The 21,309-nt window shown below is 68.9% G+C and carries 21 protein-coding genes; 4 read left to right on the plus strand and 17 right to left on the minus strand.

The genetic code is table 11. The features are described from left to right. Positions 1-16 precede the first annotated feature (16 nt). Positions 17-940: an EamA family transporter gene (locus tag AORI_RS79375; RefSeq protein WP_016337926.1), complete on the plus strand. Its 924-nt coding sequence runs from the start codon at positions 17-19 to the stop codon at positions 938-940. Here the strand turns inward: AORI_RS79375 and erm are convergent. Further along, positions 843-1,577, minus strand: coding sequence for a 23S ribosomal RNA methyltransferase Erm (erm, locus tag AORI_RS79380; RefSeq protein WP_043848444.1), 735 nt, complete (start codon positions 1,575-1,577; stop codon positions 843-845). The two genes, AORI_RS79375 and erm, sit on opposite strands and share 98 nt — an antisense overlap. Positions 1,578-1,760: 183 nt before the next feature. Continuing rightward, the gene (locus AORI_RS79385; protein WP_016337927.1) at positions 1,761-2,459 is read right to left on the minus strand and encodes an SDR family oxidoreductase; all 699 of its coding nucleotides are present in this window, start codon (positions 2,457-2,459) and stop codon (positions 1,761-1,763) included. Between the two features lie 87 nt (positions 2,460-2,546). On the opposite strand from AORI_RS79385, the gene AORI_RS79390 reads away from it, so the two are divergent. Continuing rightward, on the plus strand, positions 2,547-3,152 hold the full coding sequence (locus AORI_RS79390; RefSeq protein WP_016337928.1) for a CGNR zinc finger domain-containing protein: 606 nt from the start codon (positions 2,547-2,549) through the stop codon (positions 3,150-3,152). Here the strand turns inward: AORI_RS79390 and AORI_RS79395 are convergent. The 12 genes from AORI_RS79395 to AORI_RS79450 all read right to left on the minus strand — a co-directional run bounded on the left by AORI_RS79395 (position 3,103) and on the right by AORI_RS79450 (position 16,361). Further along, positions 3,103-3,744 (minus strand): SDR family oxidoreductase, encoded by a 642-nt coding sequence (locus AORI_RS79395; protein ID WP_037334951.1) that lies wholly within the window; start codon positions 3,742-3,744, stop codon positions 3,103-3,105. The two genes, AORI_RS79390 and AORI_RS79395, sit on opposite strands and share 50 nt — an antisense overlap. Before the next feature lie 122 nt (positions 3,745-3,866). Beyond that, positions 3,867-4,985 (minus strand): ABC transporter ATP-binding protein, encoded by a 1,119-nt coding sequence (locus AORI_RS79400; RefSeq protein ID WP_016337930.1) that lies wholly within the window; start codon positions 4,983-4,985, stop codon positions 3,867-3,869. After that, the gene (locus AORI_RS79405) at positions 4,982-5,977 is read right to left on the minus strand and encodes an ABC transporter ATP-binding protein (protein ID WP_016337931.1); all 996 of its coding nucleotides are present in this window, start codon (positions 5,975-5,977) and stop codon (positions 4,982-4,984) included. Before AORI_RS79405 ends, AORI_RS79400 begins: the two co-directional genes overlap by 4 nt. Positions 5,978-5,983: 6 nt before the next feature. Beyond that, a complete protein-coding gene (locus AORI_RS79410) occupies positions 5,984-6,919 on the minus strand; it encodes an ABC transporter permease (protein WP_016337932.1) in 936 nt (311 codons plus the stop codon). Continuing rightward, positions 6,916-7,917 (minus strand): ABC transporter permease, encoded by a 1,002-nt coding sequence (locus AORI_RS79415; protein ID WP_016337933.1) that lies wholly within the window; start codon positions 7,915-7,917, stop codon positions 6,916-6,918. Before AORI_RS79415 ends, AORI_RS79410 begins: the two co-directional genes overlap by 4 nt. 86 nt (positions 7,918-8,003) lie before the next feature. Then, complete coding sequence (locus AORI_RS79420; RefSeq protein ID WP_476692324.1) at positions 8,004-9,677, minus strand: ABC transporter substrate-binding protein; 1,674 nt, start codon at positions 9,675-9,677, stop codon at positions 8,004-8,006. Between the two features lie 566 nt (positions 9,678-10,243). After that, entirely contained in the window at positions 10,244-10,792 is a 549-nt protein-coding gene (locus tag AORI_RS79425) for a uridine kinase family protein (RefSeq protein ID WP_081809752.1), read from the minus strand. Then, positions 10,789-11,226, minus strand: coding sequence for a DUF2304 domain-containing protein (locus tag AORI_RS79430; protein ID WP_016337936.1), 438 nt, complete (start codon positions 11,224-11,226; stop codon positions 10,789-10,791). The genes AORI_RS79425 and AORI_RS79430 overlap by 4 nt, the downstream gene beginning before the upstream one ends. A 12-nt stretch (positions 11,227-11,238) precedes the next feature. Next, a complete protein-coding gene (locus AORI_RS79435) occupies positions 11,239-11,940 on the minus strand; it encodes a glycosyltransferase family 2 protein (RefSeq protein WP_046199872.1) in 702 nt (233 codons plus the stop codon). Positions 11,941-11,999: 59 nt separating this feature from the next. Next, on the minus strand, positions 12,000-13,979 hold the full coding sequence (locus AORI_RS79440; protein ID WP_016337938.1) for a DUF6541 family protein: 1,980 nt from the start codon (positions 13,977-13,979) through the stop codon (positions 12,000-12,002). A gap of 70 nt (positions 13,980-14,049) precedes the next feature. Next, a complete protein-coding gene (locus tag AORI_RS79445; protein WP_016337939.1) occupies positions 14,050-15,348 on the minus strand; it encodes a polysaccharide biosynthesis protein in 1,299 nt (432 codons plus the stop codon). Beyond that, positions 15,345-16,361, minus strand: coding sequence for a glycosyltransferase family 2 protein (locus AORI_RS79450; RefSeq protein WP_016337940.1), 1,017 nt, complete (start codon positions 16,359-16,361; stop codon positions 15,345-15,347). Before AORI_RS79450 ends, AORI_RS79445 begins: the two co-directional genes overlap by 4 nt. Positions 16,362-16,422: 61 nt before the next feature. On the opposite strand from AORI_RS79450, the gene AORI_RS79455 reads away from it, so the two are divergent. After that, positions 16,423-17,535 (plus strand): UDP-N-acetylglucosamine 2-epimerase, encoded by a 1,113-nt coding sequence (locus AORI_RS79455; RefSeq protein ID WP_016337941.1) that lies wholly within the window; start codon positions 16,423-16,425, stop codon positions 17,533-17,535. A 181-nt stretch (positions 17,536-17,716) separates the two neighbouring features. Here the strand turns inward: AORI_RS79455 and recR are convergent, their stop codons facing one another. Both recR and AORI_RS79465 read right to left on the minus strand, forming a co-directional pair. Then, a complete protein-coding gene (recR, locus tag AORI_RS79460; protein WP_005166260.1) occupies positions 17,717-18,313 on the minus strand; it encodes a recombination mediator RecR in 597 nt (198 codons plus the stop codon). 1 nt (position 18,314) lies between these two features. Beyond that, on the minus strand, positions 18,315-18,671 hold the full coding sequence (locus tag AORI_RS79465) for a YbaB/EbfC family nucleoid-associated protein (RefSeq protein ID WP_007035126.1): 357 nt from the start codon (positions 18,669-18,671) through the stop codon (positions 18,315-18,317). Positions 18,672-18,760: 89 nt separating this feature from the next. Between AORI_RS79465 and AORI_RS79470 the strand changes: the two genes are divergently transcribed. Then, on the plus strand, positions 18,761-19,606 hold the full coding sequence (locus AORI_RS79470; RefSeq protein ID WP_016337942.1) for an N-acetylmuramoyl-L-alanine amidase: 846 nt from the start codon (positions 18,761-18,763) through the stop codon (positions 19,604-19,606). 48 nt (positions 19,607-19,654) lie between these two features. Here the strand turns inward: AORI_RS79470 and AORI_RS79475 are convergent, their stop codons facing one another. Then, positions 19,655-21,202 (minus strand): helix-turn-helix domain-containing protein, encoded by a 1,548-nt coding sequence (locus AORI_RS79475; protein ID WP_016337943.1) that lies wholly within the window; start codon positions 21,200-21,202, stop codon positions 19,655-19,657. Between the last annotated feature and the right edge of the window lie 107 nt (positions 21,203-21,309).

Consider the following 21,309-nt stretch of genomic DNA (forward strand, 5'->3'; position numbering starts at 1 on the left):
ACGTAAGAGTGAAGACATGCCCGCCCGCGATCGTCTGCTCGCCCTGTTCGTCGCCGTCCTCTGGGGCTGCAACTTCCTCGCCATCCACGCCACCCTCGGCCAGTTCCCGCCCGTTTTCGCCGGCGGGCTGCGCTTCGCGGTCATCGCGATCCCGACGATCCTGTTCGTCCCGTGGCCGAAGGTGAAGATCCGCCACCTGCTCGGCTACGGGCTGGGCTTCGGCACCGGGCAGTTCGTGTTCCTCTTCATCGCGATGGACACCGGTATGCCGACCGGTCTCGCGTCGCTGGTGCTGCAGGCGTCGGCCCCGTTCACCGTCCTGCTCGGCGCCGTCTTCCTGCGCGAACGCGTGTCCGGGCGGCAGCTCACCGGGATCCTGCTCGCCGTCGCCGGGATGGCGACGATCGCCTGGCAGCAGGCCGGGAACGCCGCCCTGCTGCCGGTGATCCTGACCCTGCTCGGCGCGCTGAGCTGGGCTTTCGGCAACCTGAGCACCCGGCAGGCGGCACCGGACAACCCGCTGAATTTCGTCCTCTGGATGTCCGTGGTGCCGCCGCTGCCGATGTTCGCGCTGTCGCTGGTCATGGAGGGTCCCGCCGAGATCGGGCACTCGCTGAGCACGCTCGGCACGACCACCGGGCTGATCGGGCTCGGCGGCCTCGCCTACGTCGTGTTGTTCGGCACGATCGTCGGCTCCGGTATCTGGACCTCGCTGATGCGCCGCAACCCGGCGGGCGTGGTCGCGCCGTTCTCCCTGCTGGTGCCGGTGGTCGGGCTGTCGATGGCCTTCCTGGTCCTCGACGAACGCCCGTCGCTGGTGGAGATCCTCGCCGCGGCCGTCGTCATCGGCGGCGTCCTGTTCGGTTCGACGAAGCGCCGCGTGCGCGAGCCGGATTTCCTCGCCGAAGCCGAAACGCCTCAGCCCACTGGCGTGCGGTGAGCCGTTTGGGCACGACGTCCCGGCCGGGCCTCGTGAACACCTGCCGCACGAAGTCCTGGTAGCGCGCACGATCCGCGTCGTCGACGAGCGGCCGCTCACGCCGGGTCATGGTGAGCAGACCGCCGTCGACGCCGGGCCTCGGGCGGAACGCCGCCGCGGGCACCCGGCCGGTCAGCCGGAAGTCGAACCACGGCCACCACTGCGCGGTCATCATGGTCGCGCCACCGACCCCGGCCCGGCGGCGCGCCACCTCCCACTGCATGAGCAGGACGGCGTCCGTCCAGCCGGGAGCGGCGAGGACGTGGCGCAGGGTCGCGGTGGTCAGGTGGAACGGCAGGTTGCCGACCAGCACGTGGGGCACCTTCGGCAACGGATATCGCAGGAAATCCGCGGTGACGATCTTCGTCGACGGCTGGACGCGGCCCGCCAGCCGGGTGGCGCGGCGGCCGTCGATCTCGACGCCGGTCAGCGACCTGCCGAGCCGTTCGAGCGGCAAGGTCAGGGCGCCGTCGCCCGTACCGAATTCGATGATCGGCCCGTCCGTACCGTCGACGAGCTTCACGACGGTTTCGATGACGTTCCGGTCGATGAGGAAGTTCTGGCCCAGTTCATGACGGCCAGGATGTTGTGTGCGCAAGGGATCTCCGCGGCTTCGAGGTGAGCCGGGCAGCACGAGGCTCGCCCGGCGATGTCTCGCTCGGGCGGCGGTTCCTTGCCGGAAGCCGGGAATCCGCCGCTAGGCGCGGCGGATCCGGGTGAACGCGGGTGCACACATGGCGGCGAAGCTACCTCGGACCGGAGGCCTCCCGCCAACGGTTTTCTACGCGCCGATCCGGCTGGTGCCGAGGTGCTCGACCGGTCCGGACAGCGCGGCCTTGACGCGGCGGGTGAGGTCGTCGGTGAGCACCTCGGTCTCGCCCTTTTCGAGACCGTCGACGACCTGGCGGGCGACGTCGCGAGGGTCGTTCTTGGGGATGTCGAGGCCCTGGGTCATGTCGGTGTCGGTGTAGCCGAGGTGCACCCCGACCACCTGCGTGCCCTGCTCGGCGAACTCGATGCGGAGCGAATTGGTGAGCGACCAGAAGGCCGCCTTCGACGCGCCGTAGGACCCCGAGCCCGCCGCCCACGACAGGACCGAGTGCACGTTGACCAGCGCCCCACCGTCCCTGAGCTGCGGCGCAAACGCTTGCGCGACGCGCAGCGCGCCGAAGACGTTCGTCTCGAAGACCGGACGGTGCGCGTCGACGCCGTCGCTCAACAGCGAGCCGAGCCCGAGGACACCGGCGTTGTTGAAGACGATCGTGGCGTCGCTCGCCTTCTCCGCCAGCGCGCGGACGGATGCCGGGTCGGTGACGTCGAGCGGGAGCGGGACGATCCGCGGGTCGGTCTCCGCACGCGGCGACCTGGCCGTCGCGTAGACCTTGGCGGCGCCGCGGTCGAGCAGTTCGGCGACGAACGCCTTGCCGAGTCCGCGCTGCCCGCCGGTGACCAGGACGACGGCGCCTTCGATGGAGGTCATGACTTTGCTCCTTGACAGAAGTGTTCGGCTTTTGCCTCTGTCGTCAGCATGGCGACGCGGCTCGACAGAGTCAAGTACGCTTGACCTATGTCATGGACCGCGACGGACCGGTACCGGTTACGCACCGCCCCCTCGGGGCTGGCGCTCGTTCAGGACTTCCTCAACACCAAGGCGATCAAGACGTACGGCCTCGACCTGCTGAGCGACGCCGATCTGGCGCGACCTTGGGCCGCCGAGGCACTGGCGGAATGGTCGCGAGCCCGGGACTCCGAGGCTCCCGAGATCTCGCTGGGTCCGGGCGATCTTCGCGCGCTTCGCGACCTTCGCGCGTCGTTCGTTTCGCTCGTGGACGGCGACGAAACGGACCTTGGCAAACCGGTCAGGGCAGACCTGGCCCTGCGCGACGGCGCCGTCCGGCTGTTTCCGTCCGGCACCGGACGGCAGTGGCTCGCTTCGGCGCTGTGGACGGAGACGCTGCTCGCGCAGCAGGCCGGGATCTGGTCGCGGCTGAAACTGTGCCGGCTCGACGGCTGCCGTTCGGCCTTCTACGACGTCTCGCGCAACAACAGCGGCGTCTGGCACGACGTGCGCACCTGCGGGAACGTCGCGAACCTGCGGGCCGCGCGGGAACGGAAGAAAGCGCTCAGCCCAGCGACGCCAGTGCCGACGGAATCGGGATCTCCCCGCCGATGACGTCGAAGCCCTGATTCTCGGCGAGCGGCTCTTCCAGCGTGGCGACCAGGACGGCGGCGACGTCCGCCCGGGAGACGCGGCCCGGTTCGAGGTGACCGGCGATCTTGACGTGGCCGGTGGGCTGGTCGTCGGTGAGCGTGCCGGGCCGGACGATCGTCCAGTTCAGGCTCGAACGGCGCAGGACGCTGTCGGAAATCTGCTTCGCCATCAGGATCGACCGCACCAGGCGGTCACCCTGATCCGGCGAATCCGCGAACTGCGCGGAAAGCTGCACGAACCGCGCGACCCCCGCCTTCTCCGCCGCGCGGATCGCGGTGATCACGCCGTCACGGTCGACCAGGTCGACCGAGGCCTGATCCGGATCGGGCGCGCCGATCGCGCTGATCACCACCTCGGAACCGGCGAGCGCCTCGACGAGGTCGTCCGCGTCGGCGGTGACGTCGGCGACCACGGTCTCGGCGCCGAGCCCGGCGACCTGCTCGGCGCGGCGGCGGCTGCGCAGGCCCGCCCGCACCTGATGGCCCCGCCCCCGCAGGAGCCGGACCACGTGGATCCCCGTCCGTCCCGACGCACCCAGCACTGTGACCCGCATGACACCGAGTCTGCCCGAAGGCCACCCTCCCCGCATTTAGTCCTCTGAATGCGGCCGAAGCGCGTGAAGGCCCCCTTCCCTCGGCTGAGCCGAGGGAAGGGGGCCTTCACGCGCGTTGGGGACTAGAGGATCTCCGCCGCCGAGCCGACGTCCGGCAGCCCGCCGACGTCGGGGTTCAGCTCCCCGGCCTCGACGAGTTCCGCCTTGACCTCGTGCGGCTGGATCCGCCCGTCGCGGATGTCCTCCGCGTAGTGGCACGCGACCCGGTGCCCGGTGCCGAGCTCCCGCAGCTGCGGACGGTCGGTGTCGCACAGGCTCTGCTGCCGCCACGGGCACCGCGTGTGGAACCGGCAACCGGACGGCGGCCGCGCCGGCGAGGGCAGGTCACCGGCGAGCAGGATCTGCTCGCGGCTGTCCTCCACCGTCGGGTCCGGCACCGGGATCGCCGAGAGCAGCGCCCGCGTGTACGGGTGCAGCGGGTTCTCGTACAGCGTGTCGGCGTCGGCCTCTTCGACCAGCGAGCCGAGGTACATCACGCCGATACGGTCGGAGATGTGCCGCACCACCGCGAGGTCGTGCGCGATCACCAGGTACGTCAGCCCGAGCTTCTCCTGCAGATCCTCCAGGAGGTTGACCACCTGCGCCTGCACCGAGACGTCCAGCGCGGACACCGGTTCGTCGGCGACGATCAGGTCCGGCTCGACGGCCAGGGCCCGCGCGATGCCGATGCGCTGACGCTGACCGCCCGAGAACTCGTGCGGGTACTTCCGCAGCGCGGACTCGGGAAGCCCGACGGCGGCAAGGAGTTCGCGCAGCCGCTTGGCCGTCGCCTCCTTGTCCTTGTCGAGGCCGTGCGCCTTCATCCCTTCGGTCAGAATGGATTCCACCGACTGCCGAGGGTCCAAAGAGGACATCGGGTCCTGGAACACCATCTGCATCCGGCGGCGGGCCTTGCGCAGTTCCTCGCCCTTGAGCCCGGCGACGTCGGTGCCGTCGAAGACGACCTTGCCGTCGGTCAGCTCGGTCAGCCGGAGGATCGCCCTGCCCAAAGTGGACTTGCCGCAGCCGGATTCCCCGACCAGGCCGTAGGTCTCACCCCGGCGGATGGCCAGATCGACGCCGTCGACGGCGAACACGTGCCCGACCGTCCGGTCGACCACGATGCCGCGTTTGATCGGGAAGTGCACCTTGAGGTCTTCGACCTCCAGCAGCACGTCCTGCGGCGGTACCGTGTGGGTCATCGGGCCCCTCCTCGTGCGGCCACGGCCGGGATCACCGGGTTGTGGCAGCGCAGCAGCCCACCGTGATCGGGGGTCAGCTGCGGTGAAACCTCCCGGCACACGCCGAGAGCGTTCGGGCAGCGGGGCGCGAAGGCGCAACCGCCGTCCCACGGGATGTTGTCGGCGACGGATCCCTTGATGGGGATCAGTTTCTCGCCGCGGCCCGCGTCGAGCCGCGGGATCGAGGCGAGCAGGCCGTGTGTGTAGGGATGCCGCGGCTCGGCGAACAACGCGTGCCGCTCCGCGCGCTCGACGATCTTGCCGCCGTAGAGCACGTTGACCTGGTCGCAGAGACCGGCGACCACACCGAGGTCGTGCGTGATCATGATCAGCGCGGTCCCGGTGTCCTGCACCAGTTCCCGCAGCAGCGCGAGGATCTGTGCCTGGATCGTCACGTCGAGCGCGGTGGTCGGCTCGTCGGCGATGAGCAGCCGCGGACGGCACGCCAGCGCGATCGCGATCAGCGCGCGCTGCCGCATCCCGCCGGAAAGCTGGTGCGGGTACTCGGAAAGCCGCCGGGTCGGGTCGGGGATGCCGACCTTGTCCAGCAGCTCCGCCGCCTCCACCGACGCCGCCTTGCGCGACATCCCGCGGTGCCGCTCCAGCACCTCGGTGATCTGCAAGCCGATCGGGATGACCGGGTTCAGCGAGGACAGCGGATCCTGGAACACCATGCCGAGGTCGCGACCCCGGCGGTCCCGCATTTCCTTGTCCGACAGGCGAAGCAGATCCGTGCCTTCGAACGACACCGAACCGGTGACCTGGTTGCCGCGTTTCGCGAGCAGCCGCATGATCGCCAGCGAGGTCACGGACTTGCCGCAACCGGACTCACCGACGAGACCGACCGTCTGGCCGGGTTCGACGTCGAAACTGACCTCGTCCACCGCGGTGAACGGCTTCTCGCCGCGCCGGGAGAAAACGACCTTGAGGTCGCGTACTTCAAGGAGAGCCATGAAAGATCACCGCCTGTTCTTCGGATCGAGGGCTTCCCGCAGGGACTCGCCGAGCAGCGTGAACCCGAGCGCGACGATGATGATCGCGATGGCCGGGTAGTACGCCAGCTCGGGCCGGATGTCGAGGAACTGCCGAGCGCTGCGGCTCAGCATGATGCCCCATTCCGCCCGGTTCGGGTCCGGGTCGCCGAGACCGAGGAACGACAGCGCCGCCGCTTCGAGGATCGCGGTCGCCAGGGTCAGCGTGGCCTGCACGATGACCGGGCCGAGCGAGTTGGGCAGCATGTGCCGCAACACGATCGCCCCGCGTTTGACGCCGAGCGACGTCGCCGCGAGCACGTGGTCGCTGCTTCTCTGCGCGAGCATCGAACCGCGCAGCAGCCGCGCGAAGATCGGCACGCTGACCATCGAGACCGCGACGATGACCGTCCACTGGCTCGGCTTCTGGAACAGCGCGGCGACCGAGATCGCCAGCAGCAGCGACGGCACCGACAGCATGACGTCGACCAGACGCATCAGCACGGTGTCGACCCAGCCGCCGAAGGCACCGGCGAGACCGCCGATGATCATGCCGACCACGACACCGATGATCGTGGCGAGCACGCCGACCAGCAGGGTGTTCTGCGCGCCGACGAGCAGCCGTGAAAGGTAGTCACGGCCGAAGTCGTCGACACCGAGCGGGAAACCGGGCTGGGCGCCGGGGATGATGCCCTGCCCGAGGATGACCTGGCTCTGCAGATACCGCTCGTAGGGGTCCTTCGGCGCCAGCAGCGGCGCGAAGATCGCCACCAGCAGGAACAGTCCGGTGATCACGGCGCCGGTGATGGCCACCGGGCTCCGCATCATCCGGCGCAGCGCCTCGCCACCGAGGCTGTGCCCCTTCGCCGACGAGGCCGCGAGCCGGTCGATCGGCTCCTTCTTCTTGTTCAGCAAGGTGTTCATCGGACACGCACCCTCGGGTCGATGAGCCCGTACGAGATGTCGACCAGCATGTTCACCAGCACGTAGACCAGCGCGCCGAACAGCAGCAGCGCTTGCAGACGCGGGTAGTCACGCCGTTCGATGCCCTCGGCGAGCAGGAAGCCAAGGCCGCGGAAGTTGAACACCCGCTCGGTCAGCACGGCGCCACCGAGCAGCGCGCCGGTCTGCAGGCCGATGACGGTGACCACCGGCAGGAGCCCGTTGCGGAGCACGTGACGGCGCCGGACGATCGGCTGGGTCAGGCCCTTCGAGTTGGCCGTGCGGATGAAGTCCTCGTTCAGCACGTCCAGCACCGAGGCGCGGGTGATCCGGACGATGACCGCGAGCGGGATCGTGGCCAGCGCGAACGCCGGGAGGATCAGGTGGGTGAGCGCGTCCCAGGCGGCGTCCCATTCCTGGGTGATGATGCCGTCGAAGACCGCGAAACCGGTGACGGTGGTGGCGTCGAGACCGGCCATCTGACGGCCCTGCGAGGGAAGTCCCAGCGGGGCGGCCAGCAGGTCCTGCATCATGTAGCCGAGGAAGAACACCGGCACCGCGACGCCGACCAGGCTGAGCACGATGATGACGTTGTCGACGACCCCGCCGCGGAACCGCGCGGACAGGTAACCGAACGGGATGCCGAGACCCACCGCGATGAGCATCGCGCAGAAGCCGAGCTCGATCGTGGCGGGGAGGAAGTTCCCGATCTCGGACATGACCGGCTGGGCGGAGACCAGCGAGTTGCCGAAGTCGCCGGTGATCGCCCGGCCGAGGAACTTGAAGTACTGGACGAAGATCGGATCGTCGAGGCCGAGAAGCTTGTTCAGGTCGGCGATCTTCTCCGGGGTCGCCTTGTCACCCAGGAGGGCGCCGGCGGGGCCACCGGGCAGGGACCGGAGCCAGGCGAAGATCAAAATGGACAGGATCAAGAGCGTCGGTATCGCTTGTAGCAGCCGACGCACGAGAAAACGGAGCACGTGCGTTCCTTTGTTGCCAGCCCGGGAATGGACTTCAGGGGGTGGGCGCGGTAGCACCCACCCCCTGAGCCACTAGTGGTGGTGGATCAGTTGACCGTGACGGTGTAGAAGCGCTCGTCGGTCAGCGGGCTGGCCACCAGACCCTTCACCTTCGGGCCGACGACGATCGCCGGGGGGCCGTAGGAGATCGGGATGGCGGGCAGGTATTCCATGATCTTCTGGTTCACGTCCTGGTACGCCTTGGTGTGCGCCTCGCCGGCGGGCGCGGCGTCCGCGGCGGAGATGGCCGAGAACAGCTCCGCGTTGTTGAAGCCGAACTCCGGCTTCTCGCGGCCGAAGAAGGTGCCGACGAAGTTACCGGCGTCGTTGTAGTCACCGGTCCAGCCGAGCAGGTGCACGTCGTGCTTGCCCGCCTTCTGGACGTCGTCCTTGTAGCCACCGTTCCACGGCTTGGCGATCGGCTCGACCTTGATGCCCATGGCCTTCATGTCCTCGGACAGCGAGGTGAAGATGTCCGCCGGGTTCGGCATGTACGGCCGGGTGACCTCGGTCGGGTAGTAGAACTTCAGGGTCATGCCCTCGGCGCCGGCTTCCTTCAGCAGGTCTTTCGCCTTCTGAAGGTTGTAGTCGTACTTGGTGACGTTCTCGTTGTAGCCGTCGATCGCCTTCGGCACGAACTGGCTCGCGGTCTCGGCGCCCTCGGGGAGCTTCGACTTCACGAACTGGTCGCGGTTGAGACCGTAGGCCAGCGCCTGGCGGACCTTGAGGTCCTTCAGCTTCGGGTTGTTCTTCTGGTTGATGCCCAGGTACAGGATGTTGAACGACGGGCGGATGAGCACCTGCTCGCCGTCGTTGCGCAGCAGGCCGTAGTCCGCGGGCGACGGGTAGTCGTAGCCCTGGATGTCGCCGGCCTTGAGCGCCTGCTTGCGGGCGTTCTCGTCCGGGATGACCTTGAAGACCAGCTTGTCGAGCTTGGCCGTCTGGGTCGGCGAGTCGGTGGCCTTGACCAGCGTGATCTCACCCTTGGCCTGGTCCCAGCTCTCGAACTTGAACGGGCCGGTGCCGGTCGGGTGCTTCAGCGCGTACTCCGGGTAGGAGAACGAGTCACCGCTCTGGGTGACGGCGTCGGCGTTGTACTTCTTCAGCGCGTCCGGGCTCTGCATCGAGAACGACGGCAGCGTGAAGGCGGCCGGGAAAGCGCCCTTGGCCTTGTTCAGGTTCAGGACGGCGGTCGACTCGTCCTTGGCCTGGCAGTCCTTGAACACCGGGGCGCCGGAGGCGTCACCCTCGTTCTTGGCGAAGCCCTCGAAGACGTCGCCGTAGTAGATCATCTGGCTCTGGGCGGCGGCGCCCTTCATGTTGTACATGCGGTTGAAGTTGAAGCAGACCGCTTCGGCGTTGAACGGGGTGCCGTCGTGGAACTTCACGCCCTTCTTCAGGGTGAAGGTCCAGGTCTTGCCTTCGTTGCTGCCTTCCCACTTCTCCGCCAGGCCGGGCTCGAGGTCCGCGGTCCCCGGCTTGTTCATGATCAGCGTGTCCATCATCTGGCGGATGATGCGGAAGGTCTCACCGTCGTCGTTGAAGAGCGGGTCGAACGTCTTCGGGTTACCGGCGGCGCCGAAGACCATGGTGCCTCCCGAGCCACCCCCTGCGCCTTCTTCACGCTTCGATTCGGCACAGGCGGAAATGGAGACCGCGAGTGCGCCGGCAAGCCCGATCAGGGCCACACGGCGTGCTCGGGTCACCCGCAGTTGCTGCATCTGGCACCCCTTGAGGAGATTTTCGGTGTTTAGGCACCGTCCGGTCGGTCGGTAACTCGAACTCGGCGGACGATCGGTGTGCCCGCCGACACTAGCGGGAACTCAGCCCGCACTTAAGCACGCGAGGTTACGATCGCGCTACACGACGGCCAATACGACCGCAAAGTGTCCGCAATTCCGGACGGAGTGTAATCAATTCCGGACCACTAACGCGCAGAGTGCCGGGTCACTGACTCAAATGGGTGTCCACCACTACAACCAATGGGTGCCGGAGGAAACAGGACATCGGCAGGACATTGGGTCCCGTCTCGTGAGTGGTAAGCCGGATCTCGCGTGATCGGAGCCGGATCTCGCGTGATTGAAGGCGGAACTCGCGTGATCAGGGGCGGAACACACGTGACTGGACGGACGGCACGTGTGATCCGACGGACGACACTCGTGACCGGATGGACGACACGACCGTGGCGAAGCCTCCGCCGCGAGTCGTCCGTCCAATCACGCGTGTCGTCCATCCCAACACGTGTGTCGTCCGTCCAGTCACGCGAAACCGCCGTCCGACTCCGTCCTCACCACTCAAGAGAGGTGACCACACGGTCGGCCGCGGACCGGGTCCCGTCGACGGCGAACCACCCGCGCTCGAACAGCTGCCAGCGCCGCAGTTCCGCCCTGGATCCCTCGCCGTCCCGCGCGGCGGCGCGGTCGAGACGTTCGGCTTCGCTGCCGCCGTCGAGCCACGTGAGCAGGGACAACGACGGCCGCATCCGCGCGCGGCCACTGGAGACGCCTTCCAGCACCAGGACCTCGGGGACCGGGATCTCGACCTCTTCACCCGGCAGCGGGACGCCACTGGACCAGTCCACTCGCCGGTAGCGACCGGACTTGCCCGCGCGCAGCGGTTCCAGCACGCCGGACTCCAGCCGCGGCCACCACGAAACGGGTTCGTCCCAGGTGGCGAACTCGTCGGTGCTCACCAGCGCGACGTGGACGCCCCGGCCGGCCAGTTCGGCCACGATCTTCCCGGCCAGCGTGGACTTCCCGGAGCCGGAAGGGCCGTCGACGGCGAGCACGCGGACGGCGCCCAGCCTCGGCGGGGCCGCGAAAAGGGCGTCGATCAGCGTGCGCGCGCGGGGCTCACTTCGGGGAGCCCTTTGACGTTGTCGGGCGTGGCCGTCCGCGCTTCGAGCGCGGCGACGCGTTCTTCCAGGTCACGCTGGGCGTCGGCGAGTTCGCAGCGGAGCAGCGCGATCTCCTCGACGGAGGTCCGGACCTCTTCTTCGAGGTGCCCGACCTCGGTCGACAGATGCAACGCGACCAGTGCCAGCACGACACCGGCCAAGAGGAAGACGAAGTTCGACGGCGTCTGCACGCCGGTTATCCGCGCCATGAAGTCGGCGGCCTGCGGAACCAGGGCGAGCACGACCACGCCGACGGCGAGGACGAGCCAAACACCCGCGTACTTTTCCCGCAGTTTCCGCCGCCGCATCATCTCGAGGACGACGAACAGCACCAGACAGGCGACGACGATGCTGAGAATGCGCCAGCCAGCCATAATCAGCTCCTTTTACGCCGAATCCGACGAGTCGACGGCGGGACGGCGGCGCACCAGCGCCAGCAGCAGGGCGAGTCCGGCGCGGCCGAGGTAGACGGCCGATTTCACCGGCGAATGGCTCGGTGTGCCACCGGCCCGTTCCCGCATGATCACCGGGATTTCCTTGATCTTCAGTTCGGCGCGGATCGCCATCACCAGCGATTCGACCGTGTCGCCGAGGTATTCGGCCGGGTAGTACGCGGCGAACAGTTTGATCGCGCGCGGGCCCATCGCCTTGAACCCGGAGGTCACGTCGGTGAGCTTGGTCTTCCCGAGCCGGGAGAAAACGACCGAGAGCACGACCATCGCGTATTTCCGCGGGCCGCTGGCCTTGTACGAACCCTTGCCCGCGAACCGCGAGCCGATCGCGATGTCGGCGTCGTCGAGCGCGTCCAGCAGGGCGGCGACCTCGTTCGGGTCGTGCTGGCCGTCCGCGTCCACCTGCACGACGACGTCGTAGCCGCGGGCGGCCGCGTACCGGAAGCCGGTGCGCATGGCCCCGCCGACGCCGAGGTTCACCGACAGGCGGGCCACCTCCGCGCCCGCCGCGCGGGCGAGCTTGGCCGTGTCGTCGGACGAGCCGTCGTCGACCACCAGCACGTCCATGCCCGGCAAGGACTGCTTGACCTGGGAAATGACCGCGCCGACACTGGCCTGCTCGTTCAAAGCAGGCATCACGATGAGTACGCGACGGGTGGTCACGGACGTACTGGACACTGGATCACTCTATCTTCTTACTGGCCGTGAGCGGTGTCGGACCCGGCGGGGGCGCCGGAGGCGACCACACCTTGCTGACCTTCGATTTCGTAAACCGACGCGTCGAGGTTGTGGAAGACGCGCTTGAAACCCGGAGTGATGTCGAGCCGCTGGAGCCCCACCGCGGACTGCGCGTTGGGGGCCACCTTGCCCTTGCCGACCAGCACGTAGCGCACCTTGAGGTCGGTGAGCGCCTCGCGCACGCGCGGGTCGCGGTTGATGTCGTTGAGGAACACGCTGAGCCAGCCCGGCTTGGTGGTGAACTCGGCGCCGTAGTTGGTCCACTCGACCGGCTGAACCCCGGCGAGCGCGTACATCCACACCGAGCCGTCGGCCTTGTCGTTCATCACGCGCTCACCCGGCACGACGTGCTTCCCGAGCCAGGCGTAGGCCTCTTCCTCGCCCTTGCTGACCGAGGGGCCCTCCGTGCCGTAGTTCATCGCGAGCCGCGCGGAGTTGCGGCCGATGTAGCCGCCCCGGCTCAGCACCGTGACGACGAGACCGACCACCAGCGCGCCCACGATGGCCGCGGTGAACGGGTTCAGGTTCGGCTTGCGCTCACCGATCTTCTCGGCGAACTTGCCCGACGCGGTGTGCACGAACTCACCGAACGCGACGGCGCCTGCCAGCGGCACGAGCGCGCCGATCCGCCAGTGGTCGTTGTAGAACACCCCGGTCAGGGTGTGGATGAGCGGGGTTTCCAGCGAGATCGTCGCGGCGAACAGGCCGCCGAGCACCACGTACGCGCCGACCATCCAGAGCATCCGCCGGTGCTTGACCAGGAAGAACACGCCGATGATCGCCGGGATGCCGATCCACCACTGCGGGAACGACGCCATCGGCGAGAACGTGATCGTCTGCCCGAGCGCGCCGGACACGCTGGTCTCGGAAGCCCAGAACGCACTCGTCACGCCGCCCGCGTTGTAGAGCGCCGGGAGGACCTGTGGCACGCCGAGCACGACCGCCATCACGATCGTCGCGACCAGCGAGGCGGCGCTGCGGCGCCAGCCGATCTTCTCGAAGCGGAACAGCACCGCGAGCAGGATCAGCAGGAAGTAGACCATGATCACGAAGATCAGGCTGGTGTGCAGGCCGGCCAGCCCGGCGACGCCGACGCCGATCGCGAGCGGACCGGCGACACCGTTCGGCTTGAGCAGCAGGCGGGCGAGCGCGAGCATCGCGGGCACCAGCGCCACCCCGGCGACATACGGCCACAGCGGGCCGCGCCACAGCGAGTCGTACGGGAACGCGGTGAACCAGGTGGACACGGCCGCCGCGGCCGCGGTCGCGAGCACCGGCATCCGCCAGGCGCGGCACATCGCCGCGACACCGACCGGGACGGTCAGCACGACCATGAGCGCCGCCAGGTTCAGCGTCGGCATCATCGTCAGGCCGCCCTTGCCGAAGACCAGGGCGAGCAGCGCGTGGTAGGTGTCCGGATAGAAGTAGTCGTGCTGGTTCGGCAGGTTCGCGATGGTGCCGACGGTCGACGCGCGCGCGTCACCGTGTTCGGCGATCCAGCGCACCAGGTTGCCGTGGAACGGGGCGTCCCAGCCCTGCTGGACGTTCTCCAGGCTGCGCGAGCCGCGCAGGAAGGTCACCGTGCCGACGCCGAGACCGACCAGGACACCGGCGCCGATCAGCAGGTGGTCGCGAAGGGAACGCTTCGACTCGTCGTCGTCTTCGTCCTCGGCCCAGTCCGGGTGCCGCTTCGCGGTGAAGCGGAGCACGAGGAACGAGAGGGCGAAGCCGACGACGGACAGCAGCAGCACCCACAGGCCGACGTTGAGCATCGTCCAGCGGATGCCGAAGCGGCCGAGGATCGGGATGCCGATGGCGACGAGGCCGAAGGTCAGCAGCGGGGCCGCGGCGGCGAGGGTCCAGCCGCGCAGCCTGATCGCGGCACCGAAGACGAGCCCCGGCAGCCAGAACGCCAGCAAGACCAAAAGAACGTTCATCGAATTCGCTGTCCAACCCTATTCGGCGTCACGACGCCATCCGCTCGCGGCGCGCGATGGCGCGGCCACACTATCGAGACGTTTCGGAAGGTCGCGCGTTGCCCGGCTCGGGCGTGCCTCTCACCACGAACGCCATCACGACCAGCAGGCCGACGGTGGGTCCGGCGGCGAGTCCGACGACGGCACGCACGACCGTGTCGCCGGGGAAGAACAGCAGGACCAGCGCGGTCGCGACGACGACGGCGGCCCAGGTGATCAGCACCTTCGTCGCCTTGGCCTGCGCGACGAGCACGGCGGCGAGCAGCTGCATCGCGGCCAGCAGCACCGACGACCAGACCAGCCCGGCCATCCACCAGGCCTCGGGGTCGTTCTTGGCGCCGTAGACCAGGCGCACCACCCACGGCCCGATGAGCCAGCCGATCAGCGCGCCGAGCGCCGCGAGCGCCAGCGCGCCCATCGACCCGAGCGCGAGCAGCTTCCGCAACCGGTGCTTGCCCTCCTCGGTGCTGGACAGGCGCACCACGGTCGGCACCGCGAGGGCCTGGACCGGCGCCATCAGCGTGAGCGGCGTCCTGGCCACGAACAGGGCGAGGAAGAGCACGCCGAGCGCGTCCTTGTCCCCGCCGGGTGCGAGCAGGCTGACCAGCGCCGGATAGCCGGTGATGACGCTCGCGGTGAGCCCCGCGCCCGCCAGCAGCATCAACATGTTCGTGACGACCGGCCTCGCTGGCTCGCCGGCGTCGAGCTTCGGGTCCACCAGCTTGGCGGCGCCGCGGGCGAACAGCAGCCAGGCGAACGAGCCGGTCGCGGCGGCGATGGCGAACCAGTACAGCTGGGTGAGCCCGGCGACCACCAGCGCGGCGACCACCAGGATCCGCACGGCGGCCTCGACCAGGATCAGCCAGGAGTAGGACCGCACGTGGTCCTGGCCGATCAGCAGACCGCGCGCGGCGAACTGGAAGGCGAACGACAGCCCGCCCGCGAGCACGATCACGGCGAGCGCGAACTGGCCGCCGTAGACCTTGTCGGTCACCGCCGGGATCAGCGTGAACAGGGCGGCGACGGCGACCGCGACCAGGCTGGTGACGAAGGCGATCACCGCCGGGCGGCCCGCCTTGCGGCCTTCGAGCGCGGCGTGCGCGGACTGGCGCGAGATCTCCTGTTCGAGCGGGGACAGGGCGGCGCCCAGCCCCATCAGCATGCCCCAGAAGGAGAGCAGGACCGCGTTGTCGGCAGGCGACAGCGTCCGGCCCCAGACGACCGTGAGGACGTAGCCGAGCGCGATGGCGATCAGCAGGTAGACGCCGATGCGACCGGCGGATTTCCCGGTGTCCTTGGCCAGTTTTTCGCCGCTCACCGTGCTGCTCATTTACGGAGCCGTGCCCGCAGCGCCATGAAGAGGCCTCGGAGTGCCCCGGCCCCGAAGCCGGCGGCGAACACCGGGGTGAGCTGGGCGACGGCCTTGGCCTCGGCCTTGGTCGCGCCGAACTTCGTCACCGCGAACCCGGCGGCCGTCGACCCGGCGGCGGCCAGCGCGACGGCGGCCTTCGGGCGCTTCGCGGCGACACCGAGGCCGAGCACGCCGACGGCCATCGCGGCGAACAGGCCGTTGCGCGCGGGCCCCGGCGACGCGAGATACGAATCGACGAACGTGGTGCCACGGAAATAGGACTGCCCGACGAACTTCTTGAACGAATCGCGGCCGTGGTAGGTCGCGGAGAAGTCCGGGGCGAGGAAGATGCGGTGGCGTTCCGCGATCCAGCGCAGAACACCCGTGTCGTCACTGGCGAAACGGACGTCTTCGAAGAGCGACTCGAACGCGTTGGACGAATCCTCGAGAACGTCCTTCGGCGCGGAAAAGAATCCGGTGCCTTTCGGGAAGACGTCGAACTCCTCGATACCGAACGACATCAACCGCGGGTTCGCGCAATAACGGCGCCACGGGATCTTGACCAGCCCGGCCATGAATCCCGCGTACGGATTGTGCTCGGACGCGACGTTGATGTGACCGTTCCACACCGTGCGCTCGGGGTGGTCGACGAGCTGGTCGCGGAGGAAGGTGAGCGAGCCCGGGTCCACGATCACGCGGCTGTCGAGCAGCAGGATCTGCCGCCCCGACGCCTTCGCGATCCCCGCGCGGCGGGCTTCGAACCGGCCGCTGTTCGGCTGGGTGAGGACGGTGATGCCGTACAGCTCCTGCAGCTTGGCGAGCTTGCCGCCGGTGCCGTCGGTGCTGCCGTCGTCGACCACGACGACCTCGACCGGCCAGTTCGCCACCTGTGCCGACGCGATCAGCGCGCCGACACTGCGATCGATCCAGTCCTGCTCGTTGTAGACCGGGATCACGACGGACAGGGCCGGGAGGAGCGAATTCGCACTCACCCCGGCGAGGCTACCTTGCGCGGCCCACCAGTATCCTTCGGGCACCGCAGACCCCGACAGAATGGCTCTTCCGGTGATTTCCTTCATTCTCGGCACCACGGCGGAACTGATCAAAATCGCGCCGGTCTACCACGGCATCCTCGAACGCGGGGTCCGGCCGAAGATCTGGTTCACCGCGCAGCACGTCGACGAGGTCTCGGACGTTCTCGCCGACCTGAACCTCCCCGAGCCCGACGTCTGGCTCGTGCCGAAGGAGAAGGCGCACAACCTGGAGTCGCCCGCGCAGGTGCCGGGCTGGGCCGCGCAGGTGCTGCGGACCGCGTGGGGCCGCCGGGCCGAGCTGAAGGCCGCGCTGGTCGAGGACGGGCGTCCGCCGCTGGTGCTGGTGCACGGCGACACCTTCACCACGCCGTACGGCTCGCTCATCGGGAAGCGGATCCTCAAGTCGCGGGTCGGGCACGTCGAGGCGGGTGCGCGGTCGGGCAGCATCATGTCGCCGCTGCCGGAGGAGCTGAACCGGAAGATCGCGGCGAAGATCGTCGACATGCACTTCGCGCCCAGCGCGCGTGAGGTGAACAACCTCCGCAACGCCCGCGGCGTCGTCGTCGACACCGAGGCGAACACCGCGATCGACGCGATGCGGATGGCCATCAACGGGCCGCTGGACGTCGAGGGCCTGCCGGAGAAGTTCGGTCTCGCGACCCTGCACCGCTTCGAGCTGGTCTCGCGCGCGGAGAAGTACCGCGAGGCGCTGGAGATCCTGCGCGAGCAGAGCAAGCAGATGCCGATCCTCTACATGGCGGGCGCGCCCGAGCGCGAGAAGATCCGCGCGCTCGGCTTGGCGAACCTGTTCGACGAGAAGAACTTCATCATCCAGCCGAAGATGCGGTACCTGAAGTTCCTGCCGCTGGTCGCGCGGGCCGAGTACGTCGTCACCGACTCGGGTGGCCTCTCGGCCGAGTGCTACTACCTCGGCCTGCCGTGCGCCGTGCACCGCGAGCGCACCGAGACGCCGCAGCACCTCGGCGAGACCGTCGTGCTGACCGAGATGCGCGGGGACAAGCTGCAGAACTTCCTCGACACCTACCAGAACCGGCGCGGCGAGTCTTGGGTCGACAAGTTCCACCCGTCGGAGATCATCGTCGACACGCTGGCGCGGCTGGGCTACTGCTGACGCTTCGCGCTCGCTTACGAACGCTCTCGCGGATGTCATGAAAGGGTCGTTCAAGACGTTTTTCGTCCTGAACGACCCTTTCATGACATCTGAGGCCGAGTGCTCGTGAGCCACCAACCGAGCGCGTGAAGGCCCCCTTTCCTCGGCTGAGCCGAGGAAAGGGGGCCTTCACGCGCTAGAACTAGAGAGCCCGCCGTCCCGAGAGCGCCCGGCCCAGCGTCAGCTCGTCCGCGAACTCCAGGTCACCACCCATCGGCAGCCCCGACGCCAGCCGCGTCACGGTCAGCCCGGGGAAGTCGCGAAGCATCCGCACGAGGTACGTCGCGGTCGCCTCGCCTTCGGTGTTCGGGTCGGTCGCGATGATGATCTCGCTGATCTCCGCGCCACCGATCCGCGCGAGCAGCTCCCGCATGCGCAGCTGCTCGGGTCCGATGCCGGACAACGGGTCCAGCGCGCCGCCGAGCACGTGGTAGCGGCCCTTGAACTCGCGCGTCCGCTCGACGGCGAGGACGTCCTTCGGCTCCTCGACCACGCAGATGACCGTGAGGTCGCGGCGGGTGTCGCGGCAGATCCGGCAGGTCTCCTGCTCCGAGACGTTGCCGCAGACCTCGCAGAACTGCACGCCTTCCTTGACCTTGCCGAGCACTTCCTGCAAGCGCGCGATATCCGCGGGATCGGCCGCCAGCAGGTGGAAGGCGATCCGCTGCGCGCTCTTGGGACCGACGCCGGGCAGCCGCCCGAGCTCGTCGATCAGATCCTGGACGACACCCTCGTACAAGCTAGCCGCCGAGCCCGGGGAAACCGCCGAGGTCCGGCATCCCGCCGCCGAGGCCGCCGGCGAGCGGGCCGAGCTTCTGCTCGGTGAGCTTCTGCGCGTTGGCCGAAGCGTCGCGGACGGCCGCGACGACCAGGTCGGACAGGGTCTCGACGTCGTCGGGGTCGACCACCTTGGGGTCGATGGACAGCGACTTGAGCTGGCTGTCGCCGGACACGGTCGCGGTGACCAGGCCGCCGCCGGAAGTACCGGTCACCTCCGTGTTGGCCAGCTCTTCCTGGGCCTCGACCAGCTTCTGCTGCATCTGCTGGGCCTGCTGCATGATCTGCGACAGGTCGAAGCCGCCACCGGGTTGCACCATGATCCGATCGGTCCTCTCCTGGAAAATCCCGTGCCGCCTACCAGCCTAGCCGTCACCCGTGTGGCACCGTGGGCGCCGTGCGACGACGGATGGGCCTGGTGCTGGCGATCGGATTGACGCTGTTCACGGCGTGCGGGGTGGACACCCCGGCGTCTTCGCCGTCGAGTCCGCCGCCGCCCGGCACCACCACGGTGTTCACCACCCTTCCGCGGCCGAGTTCCACGACGAGCGCTCCGCCTTCGAGCGCGCCTCAGCAGCCGCCGAGCTCCCAGCAGCCGAAAACCGGCAAGGTCGTCGTGCTGGATCCCGGGCACAACGGCGGCAACGCCGGCAAGCCCGGCGAGATCAACAAGCAGGTCCCGGCGGGGCGCGGCAAGACGAAACCGTGCAACACCACCGGAACCTCGACGAATTCCGGCTACACCGAGCACGCGTTCACCTGGGACGTCTCGCAGCGGATCTCGCAGGCGTTGGCGGCCAAGGGAATCCGCGTCGTCCTCACCCGGCAGAGCGACACCGGCGTCGGGCCGTGCGTCAACGAACGCGCCGCGATCGGGAACGAAGCCGGGGCGGACGCCGTCGTCTCGATTCACGCGGACGGCTCGAATTCCGCCGGGGCCCACGGTTTCCACGTCGCGTACTCGGCGCCGCCGCTGAACGCGCAGCAGGGCGAGCCCTCGATGAGGCTCGCGACCGCGTTGCGGGACGGCCTCCGCGCGGGCGGCTTCCCGACCTCGACGTACCTCGGTTCGAACGGGCTCGCCCCGCGCGCCGACCTCGGCGGGCTCAACCTCTCGACCCGTCCCGCCGCGCTCGTCGAATGCGGGAACATGCGCAACGCCGCCGAAGCCGCGGCGATGGCGAGCGAAGAGGGGCGTCAGCAGTACGCGGCCGTCATCGCGAAGGCGATCGAGGACTACCTCGCCGGGTCGTGAGTGGCGATTCGGGTTAGAACCCGAATCGCCACTCACGACCAACGGGACCTAGGGCTTCAGCAGCACCGGACTGCCGCCGACCTCGACGGAGCCCGACTCGATCTCCGGCCGCGTCCCGTCGAGGCGTTCCGCGCTGCCCGGCGCGGACAGCCGCACGGTGCCCGAAGGCGCCCACGCGATCCGGAACTCCATGCCGTTTCGCGTGAACCGGCATCGCCACAGGTTCTCCGGCAGCCCGGCCCGCGTGCCCTCGCCGCACGACCGGATCTTCGCGCCGTCGAGCCAGCGGCCCAGCCGTTCGACGTGGGCGGCGGCGCGGGTCGGCGGCCCGCCCGCCGGCTGGAGCACGATCGGCACGCGGTCGCTTCCCCAGTTGTAGAAGTACATCCGCTTGAAGCGCGCGTAGAGGCCGGTCAAGAAAATGCGGGCGGCGTGGTCGGCGGCGACGGCGGGATCGACCGGCGGCTGTAGCGGGACGTCGAAATCGGGGCCGGTGCTCCACAGGTTCGCGTGCCCGTTGGTGCGGTGGAAGCTCCGCTGGATCTCGTCCGCGACGGCGAGCATCGTCTCCGGCGGGTCCGCCATCCTGCCCGGGTGCAGCTTGACCGCGGCGGCGTCGCAGCTCTCGTGGCCGCGGAGTTCGCCGAACCGCTCCATGACCCGCCGATACGCGGGATCGGCGAGGTGCCCCATCGACGGGCAGACGACGATGGCGCCGGGGTCACCCGCCTTGATGATCCGGCTCGCCCGCCGGACCATCTCCACCAGCCGTTCGACCGGACCGGTGAAGTACTTGAGGTGGTTGGCCATGTCCCACAGCTCGTAGGACTCGATGCGGCCGCGATACCGCTCGACGACCTTCCCGACGAACGCGTCCCAGTCCGCGAGGTCTTCGGGCGGCGCCGCCCGGGAGCCGTCCGGGTAGGCCGACGGCGGTCCGCCCGGCGCCGCCCAGCCCGGAGTGCCGCCGAAGACGTACAGCACCGGGAGCCCCGCCTGGTTCGCCCCGTCGACCAGCCTGTCCAAAGTGGACCACACAGGCCTGCCGCGTTCCGGTTCGAGGTTCTGCCAGCGGGTTTCCGAATCCCAGAGCCGGACCGCGCCGACGCCGAACGTCGGCATCAGCCCGGTCTCGCTGTTCGCCGTCACCCCGAAGAACGCACTGTCCACAGGGGACGGGAACTCGGTCCACATCGGGGCGTGGAGCGCCGGCGCGGCCGGTTCCGCGGCGGGCACCGCGCTCGCCCCGGCCACGGTGACCATGACGAGCGACGCCAGCAGCGGCCACCACCTGATCCGGTTCCGTCCCCTCGGCCGCGGGACGGGAGGCGCGGACGCGGCCTCTCCCCGTGCCGCGTCCGCGCGTTCCCACAGCCGGAAGAGCTTCGACAGTTCGCCGCGCTCGGCCTCGCACACCGTCGCGATCCGTTCCAGCGGGCCGAACGCGGCCGGCACGCTGACGCCGCTGCAGTAGCGGTGAACGGTCGATCGGCTCAGATGCGCCTTGGCGCCGATCCGTTCGTAGCTGTGCCCGCTACGCCGTTTCAGCCCTTCGAGCAGTTCCGCCAAGGCCCGGCCGTGTTCTCCTCCTGCCATGGGTCCCTCCCCCGGATGGTGCCTGCGAAGCGTCACCGACGACCCGCGAACGGGACACCCCCTTTTCGTCCCAGCGAAAACATCACCGCGCCCCGGGCCTCCCGGAA

The sequence above is a fragment of the Amycolatopsis keratiniphila genome, from assembly GCF_000400635.2.
In the GTDB taxonomy this organism is placed as follows: domain Bacteria; phylum Actinomycetota; class Actinomycetes; order Mycobacteriales; family Pseudonocardiaceae; genus Amycolatopsis; species Amycolatopsis keratiniphila.

Coding starts and splice junctions, on each gene's coding strand:
- AORI_RS79375 (WP_016337926.1), top strand. CDS start 17: ATGCCCGCCCGCGATCGTCTGCTCGCCCTGTTCGTCGCCGTCCTCTGG.
- AORI_RS79385 (WP_016337927.1), bottom strand. CDS start 2,459: ATGACCTCCATCGAAGGCGCCGTCGTCCTGGTCACCGGCGGGCAGCGC.
- AORI_RS79390 (WP_016337928.1), top strand. CDS start 2,547: ATGTCATGGACCGCGACGGACCGGTACCGGTTACGCACCGCCCCCTCG.
- AORI_RS79395 (WP_037334951.1), bottom strand. CDS start 3,744: ATGCGGGTCACAGTGCTGGGTGCGTCGGGACGGACGGGGATCCACGTG.
- AORI_RS79400 (WP_016337930.1), bottom strand. CDS start 4,985: ATGACCCACACGGTACCGCCGCAGGACGTGCTGCTGGAGGTCGAAGAC.
- AORI_RS79405 (WP_016337931.1), bottom strand. CDS start 5,977: ATGGCTCTCCTTGAAGTACGCGACCTCAAGGTCGTTTTCTCCCGGCGC.
- AORI_RS79410 (WP_016337932.1), bottom strand. CDS start 6,919: ATGAACACCTTGCTGAACAAGAAGAAGGAGCCGATCGACCGGCTCGCG.
- AORI_RS79420 (WP_476692324.1), bottom strand. CDS start 9,677: ATGCAGCAACTGCGGGTGACCCGAGCACGCCGTGTGGCCCTGATCGGG.
- AORI_RS79430 (WP_016337936.1), bottom strand. CDS start 11,226: ATGGCTGGCTGGCGCATTCTCAGCATCGTCGTCGCCTGTCTGGTGCTG.
- AORI_RS79435 (WP_046199872.1), bottom strand. CDS start 11,940: ATGCCTGCTTTGAACGAGCAGGCCAGTGTCGGCGCGGTCATTTCCCAG.
- AORI_RS79440 (WP_016337938.1), bottom strand. CDS start 13,979: ATGAACGTTCTTTTGGTCTTGCTGGCGTTCTGGCTGCCGGGGCTCGTC.
- AORI_RS79445 (WP_016337939.1), bottom strand. CDS start 15,348: ATGAGCAGCACGGTGAGCGGCGAAAAACTGGCCAAGGACACCGGGAAA.
- AORI_RS79455 (WP_016337941.1), top strand. CDS start 16,423: ATGGCTCTTCCGGTGATTTCCTTCATTCTCGGCACCACGGCGGAACTG.
- AORI_RS79465 (WP_007035126.1), bottom strand. CDS start 18,671: ATGGTGCAACCCGGTGGCGGCTTCGACCTGTCGCAGATCATGCAGCAG.
- AORI_RS79470 (WP_016337942.1), top strand. CDS start 18,761: ATGGGCCTGGTGCTGGCGATCGGATTGACGCTGTTCACGGCGTGCGGG.
- AORI_RS79475 (WP_016337943.1), bottom strand. CDS start 21,202: ATGGCAGGAGGAGAACACGGCCGGGCCTTGGCGGAACTGCTCGAAGGG.